At 60.4% G+C, this 11,650-nt stretch carries 11 protein-coding genes and 1 tRNA gene; 6 read left to right on the top strand and 6 right to left on the bottom strand.

The genetic code is table 11. From position 1 onward, the window contains the following. Nucleotides 1–187: 187 nt before the first annotated feature. The 6 genes from gcvH to CAF87_RS00955 all read left to right on the top strand — a co-directional run bounded on the left by gcvH (nucleotide 188) and on the right by CAF87_RS00955 (nucleotide 7,265). Nucleotides 188–571: a glycine cleavage system protein GcvH gene (gene gcvH, locus CAF87_RS00980; protein ID WP_007951190.1), complete on the top strand. Its 384-nt coding sequence runs from the start codon at nucleotides 188–190 to the stop codon at nucleotides 569–571. 10 nt (nucleotides 572–581) lie between these two features. Then, the gene (gcvP, locus tag CAF87_RS00975; protein ID WP_085730272.1) at nucleotides 582–3,434 is read left to right on the top strand and encodes an aminomethyl-transferring glycine dehydrogenase; all 2,853 of its coding nucleotides are present in this window, start codon (nucleotides 582–584) and stop codon (nucleotides 3,432–3,434) included. Nucleotides 3,435–3,509: 75 nt separating this feature from the next. Then, nucleotides 3,510–4,886 (top strand): L-serine ammonia-lyase, encoded by a 1,377-nt coding sequence (locus CAF87_RS00970; RefSeq protein ID WP_085730271.1) that lies wholly within the window; start codon nucleotides 3,510–3,512, stop codon nucleotides 4,884–4,886. Nucleotides 4,887–4,937: 51 nt separating this feature from the next. After that, a complete protein-coding gene (gene gcvT, locus CAF87_RS00965; protein ID WP_085730270.1) occupies nucleotides 4,938–6,062 on the top strand; it encodes a glycine cleavage system aminomethyltransferase GcvT in 1,125 nt (374 codons plus the stop codon). 404 nt (nucleotides 6,063–6,466) lie between these two features. Next, the gene (locus CAF87_RS00960; RefSeq protein WP_007951194.1) at nucleotides 6,467–6,679 is read left to right on the top strand and encodes a cold-shock protein; all 213 of its coding nucleotides are present in this window, start codon (nucleotides 6,467–6,469) and stop codon (nucleotides 6,677–6,679) included. Nucleotides 6,680–6,776: 97 nt separating this feature from the next. After that, entirely contained in the window at nucleotides 6,777–7,265 is a 489-nt protein-coding gene (locus CAF87_RS00955; protein ID WP_085730269.1) for an RDD family protein, read from the top strand. A 59-nt stretch (nucleotides 7,266–7,324) separates the two neighbouring features. On the opposite strand, the gene nadA is transcribed toward CAF87_RS00955, so the two are convergent. The 6 genes from nadA to pal form a co-directional block, all read right to left on the bottom strand. Continuing rightward, nucleotides 7,325–8,383 carry a quinolinate synthase NadA gene (gene nadA / locus CAF87_RS00950; protein WP_039766022.1) on the bottom strand — a complete coding sequence of 353 codons (1,059 nt, stop codon included), beginning with the start codon at nucleotides 8,381–8,383 and terminating at the stop codon, nucleotides 7,325–7,327. A gap of 270 nt (nucleotides 8,384–8,653) precedes the next feature. Then, nucleotides 8,654–8,729, bottom strand: a tRNA-Lys gene (locus CAF87_RS00945). A gap of 63 nt (nucleotides 8,730–8,792) precedes the next feature. Continuing rightward, nucleotides 8,793–9,485 (bottom strand): 7-cyano-7-deazaguanine synthase QueC, encoded by a 693-nt coding sequence (gene queC / locus CAF87_RS00940; RefSeq protein WP_085730268.1) that lies wholly within the window; start codon nucleotides 9,483–9,485, stop codon nucleotides 8,793–8,795. Between the two features lies 1 nt (nucleotide 9,486). After that, entirely contained in the window at nucleotides 9,487–10,134 is a 648-nt protein-coding gene (queE, locus tag CAF87_RS00935) for a 7-carboxy-7-deazaguanine synthase QueE (RefSeq protein WP_085730267.1), read from the bottom strand. 165 nt (nucleotides 10,135–10,299) lie between these two features. Continuing rightward, nucleotides 10,300–11,139, bottom strand: coding sequence for a tol-pal system protein YbgF (gene ybgF / locus CAF87_RS00930; protein ID WP_085730266.1), 840 nt, complete (start codon nucleotides 11,137–11,139; stop codon nucleotides 10,300–10,302). A 6-nt stretch (nucleotides 11,140–11,145) separates the two neighbouring features. After that, nucleotides 11,146–11,643: a peptidoglycan-associated lipoprotein Pal gene (pal, locus tag CAF87_RS00925; RefSeq protein ID WP_003178634.1), complete on the bottom strand. Its 498-nt coding sequence runs from the start codon at nucleotides 11,641–11,643 to the stop codon at nucleotides 11,146–11,148. Nucleotides 11,644–11,650: the final 7 nt, after the last annotated feature.

Here is an 11,650-nt window from a genome sequence, read left to right as displayed (position 1 = left end):
CCGCACTGTAGCGATTTCGCTACAGCTAGCGTGATCGCGCCTGCCTACAAATCAATCAAGCCATTGATTTATAACGATATTTTTGCATTGGCCGCGTTCTTGCTAAGTAACCGCTCATAAAATCAGGGCATTGCCGCCCGAGTATTCCACCGCGTCCACCAGACGAGTCTGGCCCCTAGGAGATTCCATGAGCGAGTTGCGTTTTACTGAAGATCACGAATGGCTGCGCGCCGAAGCCGATGGCTCTGTCACCGTTGGCATCACCGCTTTCGCGCAGAACGCCCTGGGCGACGTGGTGTTCGTGCAACTGCCTGAATTGCAGGCGTACGAGAAAGGCGCCGAAGCCGCCACCGTGGAATCAGTAAAAGCCGCGAGCGGCGTTTACATGCCGCTGGATGGTGAAGTCCTGGCCACCAACCCGGCCCTGGAAGACAGCCCTGAGCTGGTCAACGAAGATCCGCTGGGCGAAGGCTGGTTCTTCCGCTTCAAACCAGCCGACGCTTCCGCCGTCGCCAAGCTGCTGGATCAGGACGCCTACGACCGTCTGATCAAAGCCCAAGCCGAAGCCTGAGGAACCTGACATGACCCAAGTAAATCTCGGCACCGCCAACGAATTCATTGTCCGTCACATCGGCCCGCGCGCCGGTGACGAGCAAGCCATGCTCAACAGCCTCGGCTTCGACTCGCTCGAAGCCCTGAGCGCCAGCGTCATCCCGGAAAGCATCAAGGGCACCAGCGTGCTCGGCCTCGACGACGGCCTGAGCGAAGCCGATGCCTTGGCAATGATCAAAGGCATCGCCGGCAAGAACCAACTGTTCAAGACCTACATCGGCCAGGGCTACTACAACTGCCATACGCCGTCGCCGATCCTGCGCAACCTGCTGGAAAACCCGGCCTGGTACACCGCTTACACCCCATACCAGCCGGAAATTTCCCAGGGCCGTCTCGAAGCGCTGCTGAACTTCCAGACCCTGATCAGCGACCTCACCGGCCTGCCGATCGCCAATGCCTCCTTGCTCGATGAAGCCACCGCCGCTGCCGAAGCCATGACCTTCTGCAAACGCCTGAGCAAGAACAAGGGCAGTCACCAGTTCTTCGCCTCGATCCACAGCCACCCGCAAACCCTCGACGTGCTGCGCACCCGTGCCGAGCCGCTGGGCATTGAAGTAGTGGTGGGCGACGAGCGTGAACTGACCGACGTGACGCCGTTCTTCGGCGCGCTGCTGCAATACCCGGCGAGCAACGGTGATGTGTTCGACTACCGCGAACTGACCGAGCGCTTCCACGCTGCCAACGCCTTGGTAGCCGTCGCCGCTGACCTGCTGGCCCTGACCTTGCTGACCCCGCCGGGCGAATTCGGCGCGGACGTGGCCATCGGCAGCGCGCAACGCTTCGGCGTGCCGCTGGGCTTCGGTGGCCCGCACGCGGCTTACTTCTCCACCAAAGATGCGTTCAAGCGCGACATGCCGGGCCGTCTGGTCGGTGTCTCGGTTGACCGCTTCGGCAAGCCGGCCCTGCGCCTGGCGATGCAGACCCGCGAGCAACACATCCGCCGTGAGAAAGCCACATCGAACATCTGCACCGCACAAGTGCTGCTGGCCAACATCGCCAGCATGTACGCCGTTTACCATGGCCCGAAAGGCCTGACCCAGATCGCCAACCGTGTGCATCACCTGACCGCGATCCTGGCCAAGGGACTGAGCGCCCTGGGCGTGACCGTCGAGCAAGCCAGCTTCTTCGACACCCTGACCCTGGCCACCGGCGCGCAAACGGCTGCGCTGCACGACAAGGCTCGCGCCCAACAGATCAACCTGCGGGTGATCAATGCCCAGCGTCTGGGCCTGTCGGTCGACGAAACCACCACCCAGGCCGACATCGAAACCCTGTGGGGCCTGTTCACCGACGGCAAGACTCTGCCGGACTTCGCTGCTCTCGCCGCTGCCGCGCAAAGCACCATTCCAGCCGCACTGGTTCGTCAGTCGCCGATCCTCAGCCACCCGGTATTCAACCGTTATCACTCGGAAACCGAGCTGATGCGCTACCTGCGCAAACTGGCGGACAAGGACCTGGCACTGGATCGCACCATGATCCCGCTGGGCTCGTGCACCATGAAACTCAACGCCGCCAGCGAAATGATCCCGGTGACCTGGGCCGAATTCGGTGCCCTGCACCCATTCGCCCCTGCCGAGCAAAGCGCCGGCTATCAGCAACTGACCGATGAACTGGAAGCGATGCTCTGCGCCGCCACCGGTTACGACGCGATCTCGCTGCAGCCGAACGCCGGTTCCCAGGGTGAATATGCAGGTCTTCTGGCGATCCGTGCCTATCACCAGAGCCGTGGCGAAGACCGTCGCGACATCTGCCTGATCCCGTCGTCCGCCCACGGCACCAACCCGGCTACCGCCAACATGGCTGGCATGCGTGTGGTCGTGACTGCCTGCGACGCCCGTGGCAACGTGGACATCGAAGACCTGCGCGCCAAGGCCATCGAGCACCGCGAACACCTCGCCGCGCTGATGATCACCTACCCGTCGACCCACGGCGTGTTCGAAGAAGGCATCCGCGAAATCTGCGGCATCATTCACGACAACGGCGGCCAGGTGTACATCGACGGCGCCAACATGAACGCGATGGTCGGCCTCTGCGCACCGGGCAAGTTCGGCGGCGACGTCTCGCACCTGAACCTGCACAAGACCTTCTGCATTCCGCACGGCGGTGGCGGCCCGGGTGTCGGCCCGATCGGCGTGAAATCGCACCTGACCCCGTTCCTGCCGGGCCACGGCCATATGGAACGCAAGGCAGGCGCAGTCTGCGCGGCGCCGTTCGGCAGCGCGAGCATTCTGCCGATCACCTGGATGTACATTCGCATGATGGGTGGCGCAGGTCTCAAGCGCGCTTCGCAACTGGCGATCCTCAATGCCAACTACATTTCCCGTCGCCTGGAAGAGCACTATCCAGTGCTGTACACCGGCAGCAACGGCCTGGTGGCGCACGAGTGCATCCTGGATCTGCGTCCATTGAAAGACAGCAGCGGCATCAGCGTCGATGACGTGGCCAAACGTCTGATCGACTTCGGCTTCCACGCCCCGACCATGTCGTTCCCGGTGGCCGGCACGCTGATGATCGAGCCGACCGAAAGTGAATCCAAGGAAGAACTGGACCGCTTCTGCGACGCCATGATCCGCATCCGCGAAGAAATCCGCGCAGTGGAAAACGGCACCCTGGACAAGGACGACAACCCGCTGAAGAACGCTCCGCACACTGCCGCAGAGCTGGTTGGCGAGTGGACTCACCCATACAGCCGCGAACAAGCGGTGTACCCGGTGGCATCGTTGGTCGAAGGCAAGTACTGGCCGCCGGTCGGTCGCGTCGACAACGTGTTCGGCGACCGCAATCTGGTCTGCGCCTGCCCGTCGATCGAAAGCTACGCTTGACCTGTGAGGGGGCGGGTTCGCCCGCCCCTTTCATGCGTGCCTGAAGTGCCTATAACAAGAAACCGGAGAACAACCATGTCGTTAAGCGTGTTCGACCTGTTCAAGATTGGCATCGGCCCCTCCAGCTCCCACACCGTCGGCCCGATGCGCGCAGCTGCGCGTTTCGTCGAAGGTTTGCGTCGGGAAAACCTGTTGTCGGCCACCACCAGCGTCAGGGTCGAGTTGTATGGATCCCTCGGCGCCACCGGCAAGGGTCACGGCAGCGACAAGGCCGTACTGCTGGGCCTGGAAGGTGAACACCCGGATACCGTGGATACCGAAACCGTCGCTGCACGTCTCACGCAGATTCGCGGCAGCGGGCGTTTGAACCTGCTCGGTGAACACAGCATCGCGTTCAACGAGAAAGAACACCTGGCAATGATCCGCAAGCCATTGGCCTATCACCCCAACGGCATGATCTTCCGTGCCTTCGATGCAGCGGGATTGCAGATCCGCAGCCGCGAGTACTACTCCGTCGGCGGTGGTTTTGTGGTCGACGAAGACGCGGCCGGCGCCGACCGTATCGTCGAAGACGCCACACCACTGACCTTCCCGTTCAAAAGTGCCAAGGACTTGCTCGGTCACTGCGCCACCTACGGCCTGTCGATCAGCCAGGTGATGCTGACCAACGAAAGCGCCTGGCGCCCGGAAGCGGAAACCCGCGCCGGCCTGTTGAAGATCTGGCAAGTGATGCAGGACTGCGTAGCTGCCGGCTGTCGCAACGAAGGCATTCTGCCGGGCGGCCTGAAGGTCAAGCGACGGGCGGCGGCGCTGCACCGGCAACTGTGCAAGAACCCGGAATCGTCGCTGCGCGATCCGCTGTCGGTGCTGGACTGGGTCAACCTCTACGCCCTGGCCGTCAACGAAGAAAACGCCAACGGCGGGCGCGTGGTCACGGCACCGACCAACGGCGCGGCGGGGATCATCCCAGCGGTGCTGCATTACTACATGCGCTTCATTCCCGGCGCGAACGATGACGGCGTGGTGCGCTTCCTGCTGACCGCGGCGGCCATCGGCATTCTATACAAGGAAAACGCCTCGATCTCCGGTGCCGAAGTCGGCTGCCAGGGCGAGGTCGGCGTGGCCTGCTCGATGGCGGCCGGCGCGTTGTGCGAAGTCCTCGGCGGCAGCGTGCAACAAGTGGAAAACGCCGCCGAAATCGGCATGGAACACAACCTCGGCCTGACCTGCGATCCGATTGGCGGGCTGGTGCAGGTGCCGTGCATCGAACGCAACGCCATGGGCTCGGTCAAGGCGATCAATGCCGTGCGCATGGCCATGCGCGGAGACGGGCAGCACTTCGTCTCCCTCGACAAGGTCATCCGCACCATGCGCCAGACCGGCGCCGACATGAAAAGCAAATACAAGGAGACCGCCCGCGGCGGTCTGGCGGTCAACATTATCGAGTGTTAATTAGCCCCCTCTCCCGCCGGGAGAGGGTTGGTGTGAATCAAGGAGTCACGCATGTCCACCGAACAACTGTCGAAAACCCCGCTGCACGCTCTGCACATCGAACTCGGCGCCCGCATGGTGCCGTTCGCCGGCTACGACATGCCGGTGCAATACCCGCTGGGCGTGATGAAAGAACACCAGCACACCCGTGAGCAGGCCGGGCTGTTCGACGTCTCGCACATGGGCCAGATCCGCCTGACCGGCGCCAATGCCGCCAAAGCCCTGGAAACCCTGGTGCCGGTGGACATCATCGACCTGCCGGTGGGCATGCAGCGCTACGCGATGTTCACCAACGAAACCGGCGGCATCCTCGACGACCTGATGGTCGCCAATCTGGGCAACGACGAACTGTTCCTGGTGGTCAATGCCGCGTGCAAGGACCAGGACCTGGCCCATCTGCAGAAACACATCGGCGATCAATGCACCATTACCGAGCTGTTCGAAGCCCGCGCCCTGCTCGCGCTGCAAGGCCCGGCGGCCGTAACCGTACTGGCACGCCTGGCGCCGGAAGTGGCGAAGATGACTTTCATGCAGTTCACCCGCGTGACACTGCTGGGTGTGGATTGCTTCGTCAGCCGTTCGGGCTACACCGGTGAAGACGGTTTCGAAATCTCGGTACCAGCAGCCGATGCGGAAAAACTCGCCCGCGCCTTGCTGGCCGAGCCGGAAGTCGCCGCCATCGGCCTCGGTGCCCGGGATTCGCTGCGTCTGGAAGCCGGCCTGTGCCTGTACGGCCATGACATGAACACCGACACCACGCCAATCGAAGCCAGCCTGCTGTGGGCAATCTCCAAGCCACGCCGTGCCGATGGTGCACGGGCCGGCGGCTTCCCGGGTGCAGAACAGGTTTTCGGCCAGCAGCAGAACGGTGTCGCACGCAAACGCGTCGGCCTGCTGCCGCAGGAGCGCACGCCGGTCCGTGAAGGTGCAGAGATCGTCAACGAAGCCGGCGAAATCATCGGCAGCGTGTGCAGCGGCGGTTTCGGCCCGACCCTGGGCGGTCCATTGGCGATGGGTTACCTTGACAGCGCCTATGTCGCACTGGACACACCAGTCTGGGCTATCGTTCGTGGGAAAAAGGTGCAAATGCTTGTAAGCAAAATGCCATTCGTTCCACAACGCTACTATCGTGGTTGATGGACTGTTTCTATAAGTAACGCGATTGCGTTATGCGTGCACTAATGTGTAACGCAATCGCCATAAAACAGTGCACTTCCCTTACATTCGATTCGAATATGAACTTGGCTTATAACGTTCGAAAACAATTGAACAAGCTAATCGTATAAGCCCGACTAGTGGACTGACTAACAGCCGGCAAGCACAGGAAAACCGGGGCCTTCACGGGGCTTGTTTTTCCTCCTGTAGTTGGCGTAGAGTTTGTCCACTGTGTTTGCATGGGTCAGCTTGGAATCGTGACCTGGGCAGTAGCCTACAAGTTAGCTACATCCCGTTCGACGTCTTCTTACTCTCCTGCAACCAGCCCCAGTACTCTTTCATGAGGAAGAGACTGTCATCAATTTTTGCGTCAAAGGAAATAAGAAATGTCCACACGTCAGAGCGGTACCGTCAAGTGGTTTAACGACGAGAAAGGTTTTGGTTTTATCACTCCAGAAAGCGGTCCGGATCTGTTCGTGCATTTCCGCGCTATTCAGGGCAACGGCTTCAAGAGCCTGAAAGAAGGCCAGAAAGTGACTTTCGTTGCCGTACAAGGCCAGAAAGGCATGCAGGCTGATGAAGTCATCGCTGAAGCCTGATTTTCTGTAACGAAAAAGCCCCTGATATTGATATCAGGGGCTTTTTTGTGCGCGCGAATCCGTAAAATGGCGCTTCACTTTCCGTCCAGAGGCTGCCATGTCGAAACACCTGCTCCTTCCCCAGGGCGACTTTCCCGCCGTCGGTCTCGGCCGTCGTCTGGCAGCGATGTTCTATGACTTTCTGCTGTGTACCGCCCTGCTGATCGTCACGGGCTTCATCTATAAGCTGATCCAGGCCGCAATCATCGGCGAAGAGCGTCTGCGCGCAATGACCGACGCCGGCAAACTGGACGGCGACCCGCTGTACTCCACCGTACTGCTGCTGGTGCTGTTTGGCTTCTTCGCCAAATTCTGGACCCACGCCGGCCAGACACTGGGCATGCAGGTGTGGGGCATTCGCGTACAGAACGCCGATGGCACCGCGATCAGCCTGTGGCAGGCGCTGCTGCGGTTCATGGTGTCGATCGCGTCGTGGCTGTGCCTCGGCGTGGGGTTCTTCTGGTCGCTGTTCGACAAGCGCAAGCGCGCCTGGCATGACATCTACTCGGACACGCAACTGGTGCGGATCCCGAAGAAAGCCAAATAACCCGGCAGATGCAAAAACGCCCCGATCAAATCGGGGCGCTTTTTGTTTGTGGCTGAAGGTCAGGCGTTGCCTGCCAGCTTCATCCGCGCAGCCTGAGTGAAGTCGAGCATGCGCTTGAGGGGGCGGATAGCCTGGGGAATCAGCGCCGGGTCGACGAAGATCTCGTTCGAGCCCTCCTTCAGGCACTTCAGCGTGCGCTCAAGGGTGTTCATGGCCATCCACGGGCAATGTGCGCAACTGCGACACGCCGCGCCGTTACCGGCCGTTGGCGCCTCGATGAAGACCTTGTCCGGGCACAGCTGCTGCATCTTGTAGAAGATGCCGCGGTCGGTAGCGACGATCAGGGTCTTGTTCGGCAGCGATTGTGCGGCAGCGATCAACTGGCTGGTGGAACCGACGGCGTCTGCCAGTTCGATCACTGAAGTCGGCGACTCCGGGTGCACCAGAATGGCCGCGTCCGGGTACAACGCTTTCATGTCTTCCAACTGCTTGGACTTGAACTCTTCGTGAACGATGCAGGCACCGTCCCAGAGCAGCATGTCGGCGCCGGTCTGACGCTGAATGTAGGTGCCCAGGTGCTTGTCTGGGCCCCAGATGATGGTCTCGCCGTTGTCCATCAGGCTTTCGACGATCTCCAGTGCGCAGCTGGAGGTCACCACCCAGTCGGCCCGGGCTTTGACCGCGGCCGAGGTGTTGGCGTACACCACCACCGTGCGCTCGGGATGCTGATCACAGAACGCCGAGAACTCATCAACCGGGCAACCCAGGTCCAGCGAGCAGGTCGCCTCCAGGGTCGGCATCAGTACGCGCTTTTCCGGGTTGAGAATCTTCGCGGTTTCACCCATGAATTTCACCCCGGCGACCACCACGGTCTTGGCCGGGTGGGCGTTACCGAAGCGCGCCATTTCCAGTGAGTCGGAAACGCAACCGCCGGTTTCTTCGGCGAGGGCCTGGATGATCGGATCGCAATAAAAGTGGGCAACCAGCACCGCGTCCTGAGCCTTGAGCTCGGCGGCGATGGCGGAACGGTAATAAGCCTCTTCCTCGGCCGTCAGCGGTTTGGGCTGCTTGGCGTCGAGGTGGGCTTGTACCAGAAGGCGTTCGGAAATCTGCGTCATGTTCGCAAGACCTGCAGGCGCATTCGCGCGAAAGTCGAGTATACACCCGGCTCCGGACCGCTTGAGGGTACCGCCGGGAGAGTGAGTTTTATCAGGCACGGACAGCGTTGAAGCTGCGCAAGGCTACAGAATATCCCGGTGATGCAAAAGATGATTCTGACCTGTGTCAGCGCAACAGGTGCCAAAAGGAGTGACGCCGAATCGCAGGCAAAAAAAAACCCGGAAATCCTCACTTTCGTGGGCCTTCCGGATTTTCTAAACCGCCAAATATGGTGGGTCGTGTGGGATTCGAACCTACGACCAATTGGTTAAAAGCCAACTGCTCTACCAACTGAGCTAACGACCCGCTGTGTGGTGGCGCGTATAATACTGATTTTTAAGGACTATTCAACACCTAATTTAAAAAAAATCAAAAATAAGGTGTCGGGTCACTGATTCCGGCCGCTGCAAAGCCTTCCGCACGCAGTCGGCAGCTGTCGCATTTGCCGCAGGCACGGCCATTATCGTCCGCCTGATAGCAGGAAACCGTCAGCCCGTAATCAACACCCAGCTTCACGCCAGCCTGGACGATCTGCGCTTTGCTCAGGTTCTGCAGCGGCGCCTGGATGCGGAAACCGTTGCCCTCCACGCCGGCCTTGGTCGCCAGGTTGGCCATGCGTTCGAACGACTCGATGAACTCGGGACGGCAGTCCGGGTAACCGGAGTAATCCACCGCGTTGACGCCGATGAAGATGTCACGGGCGCCGAGTACTTCGGCCCAGCCCAATGCCAGCGACAGGAACACCGTATTGCGCGCCGGCACATAAGTCACCGGAATGCCTTCACCCAGTTCCTCCGGGATATCGATGCTGCTGTCGGTCAGGGCCGAACCGCCCATGCCGTTCAGGTTCAGACCGATCACCTTGTGCTCGACCACGCCCAGATCGCGAGCGACGCGCGCGGCCGCGTGCAACTCGGCGTGAGAGCGTTGGCCGTAATCAAAGCTCATGGTGTAGCAGCGATAACCTTCGGCGCGGGCCATGGCCACGACCGTGGCCGAGTCCAGGCCGCCGGAGAGCAAAATGACCGCACGCTTTTCAGTGGTGTTCAGTTGTTCAGTCATCTCAGCGCCCCGGCTCGTCATTCCACAGATACTTGTGCAGTTGCAATTGCAGGCGCACGGGCAAATTGTCCGCCACCACCCAATCCGCCAGATCCCGAGCATTGAGGTCATGGTGGCTCGGGGAAAACAGCACTTCGCCGGCACGCCGGTCAAGCCCGTACTGGATCAGCTTGGATACCGCCCAGTCATAATCGTCCCGCGAGCAGATGACAAACTTCACCTGATCGTTGGACGTCAGCAATTCGATGTTTTCGTATCGGTTGCGATGGGCTTCTTTCGAATCGGGCGTCTTCAGGTCGACAACGCGACTGACCCGCGGATCGACCGCGGAAATATCGAGGGCGCCACTTGTTTCCAGCGAGACTTCGTAGCCGGCATCGCACAACCGTTTAAGCAAAGGAATGGCATTGGGCTGCGCCAGCGGCTCACCGCCGGTGACACAGACGTAACGCGGGCGAAACCCGGCTACTTGCTCGAGGATGTCGTCGAGTGTACGAATGGTGCCGCCGCTGAACGCGTAGGCACTGTCGCAGTATTGGCAACGCAATGGGCAACCGGTCAGGCGCACAAAAACCGTGGGCAGCCCGGCAGTCCGCGTTTCCCCCTGCAACGAGTAGAAAACTTCGGTGATTCTCAATGTGTCTTGCATAGTCGCCACGGGCGTAACAGCTAAACAGGCTGTCCGCCTCCGTCAGGCACTTCAGGCAACCCCGCCAACGCGTAGATCACCAGAAGCGTGTTTCATAAAAGGGCGTGAATTCTAACGAAAAAACCCGCGACAAGCGCGGGTTTCTTCCAGACGGATCAAACAGTCTTACATGCGTTGCAGATCGCGTTGGGCCAACTGGGCAGCGGAGGTACCCGGATACTGGGACACCACTTGTTGCAGAATGCCTTTGACCTTGTCGGTGTGACCGAGGCGGCGCTCTACGTCAGCCAGCTTGTACAGCGAATCCGGCACTTTGGCATGCTTGGGATACAGCTGCGAAACCTTGGCGAAAGCCTGACCTGCACCTTGCAGATCGCCTTTGGCCAGGTTCACCTCACCCAACCAGTACTGGGCATTGCCCGCGTATTGGCTGTTCGGGTATTTACGCAGGAAAGCGGCGAAAGCCTGGCTGGCCTTGTCGAAATCCTTGGCCTTGATCAGGTCGAAGGCTGCATCGTAATACAGCTTTTCCTTGGCCGGATCAGCCGGTTCGCCACTCGCGGCAGGTGCCTGGGCGGCCGCAGCGGCCCCGGCTCCAGCGGCGGCACCGGCAGCAGCACTTGCATCGCCACCGGCAGAAGAATTCTCGGGAGTCGCGGCAGGTGCAGCACCGGATCCTATGCGCCGATCAAGATCCTGGTATCGCTCCAGGGATTCCTGCTTCATGCGCGCAACCTGATTCTGCAGTTCTTCGATCACGCCTTGCTGGCGCGATATCTGATCCTGCATTTGTTGCAGTTGGTTGAACAGCATGCCTTGTGCCGAGGCAGGGGCCGAAGCCGCTCCCCCGGCATAGGCGCCGTTCGTACCGTAACCTGCAGGCGGATAACTGCTCCCGCTATTGTTATAACCGGAGTTGTCATCGACCACAGGAACCGCAGCCCATGCCGCAAGCGGCGCGAGGCTGAGAGCCAGAACAGTTACAGCACGACGGCACGTTCGCATATCGAATTACTTACGCAGTTCGACGCGACGGTTTTGAGCCCAGGACTGCTCGTCGTTGCCGGTAGCAACTGGACGCTCTTCGCCGTAGGAAACCAGTTCCAGCTGAGCTGGGGAAACGCCTTGCAGTACCAGGTAGCGCTGAACGGCTTTCGCACGACGCTCGCCCAGTGCCATGTTGTACTCACGAGTACCACGTTCGTCGGTGTTGCCTTCCAGAACAACGCGAGCGCCGTTTGCTTTCAGGTCTTTGGCGTGAACGTCCAGAGCGCGCATGGCTTCTGGCTTCAGGTCCGAGCTGTCGTATTCGAAGTAGAAGGTGGTGATTGCGCGCAGAGCAGCTTCTTCGCTCAGGGAACCGTCAACGGCACCAGTGTTTGCGCCGTAACCAGCGTTTGGATCAACAGCGCCTTCACCGGCGTTGTCGCCGCCTTTGGACGAGCAACCTACAGCTACAGCCATGGCCAGAGCCAGCGCAGCAAATTTACCAAACTTCAGCATTTCCATCGTGAAA

The sequence above is a fragment of the Pseudomonas sp. R38(2017) genome (genome assembly GCF_002112395.1).
GTDB lineage: Bacteria > Pseudomonadota > Gammaproteobacteria > Pseudomonadales > Pseudomonadaceae > Aquipseudomonas.
This window is presented reverse-complemented; position numbering and strand designations above follow the sequence as displayed.

What these genes read in the sequence shown, in the direction of transcription:
- nadA (WP_039766022.1), bottom strand. Translation starts at nt 8,383, where the DNA reads ATGACGCAGATTTCCGAACGCCTTCTGGTACAAGCCCACCTCGACGCC.
- gcvT (WP_085730270.1), top strand. Translation starts at nt 4,938, where the DNA reads ATGTCCACCGAACAACTGTCGAAAACCCCGCTGCACGCTCTGCACATC.
- CAF87_RS00960 (WP_007951194.1), top strand. Translation starts at nt 6,467, where the DNA reads ATGTCCACACGTCAGAGCGGTACCGTCAAGTGGTTTAACGACGAGAAA.
- gcvP (WP_085730272.1), top strand. Translation starts at nt 582, where the DNA reads ATGACCCAAGTAAATCTCGGCACCGCCAACGAATTCATTGTCCGTCAC.
- ybgF (WP_085730266.1), bottom strand. Translation starts at nt 11,139, where the DNA reads ATGCGAACGTGCCGTCGTGCTGTAACTGTTCTGGCTCTCAGCCTCGCG.
- queC (WP_085730268.1), bottom strand. Translation starts at nt 9,485, where the DNA reads ATGACTGAACAACTGAACACCACTGAAAAGCGTGCGGTCATTTTGCTC.
- queE (WP_085730267.1), bottom strand. Translation starts at nt 10,134, where the DNA reads ATGCAAGACACATTGAGAATCACCGAAGTTTTCTACTCGTTGCAGGGG.
- pal (WP_003178634.1), bottom strand. Translation starts at nt 11,643, where the DNA reads ATGGAAATGCTGAAGTTTGGTAAATTTGCTGCGCTGGCTCTGGCCATG.
- CAF87_RS00955 (WP_085730269.1), top strand. Translation starts at nt 6,777, where the DNA reads ATGTCGAAACACCTGCTCCTTCCCCAGGGCGACTTTCCCGCCGTCGGT.
- gcvH (WP_007951190.1), top strand. Translation starts at nt 188, where the DNA reads ATGAGCGAGTTGCGTTTTACTGAAGATCACGAATGGCTGCGCGCCGAA.
- CAF87_RS00970 (WP_085730271.1), top strand. Translation starts at nt 3,510, where the DNA reads ATGTCGTTAAGCGTGTTCGACCTGTTCAAGATTGGCATCGGCCCCTCC.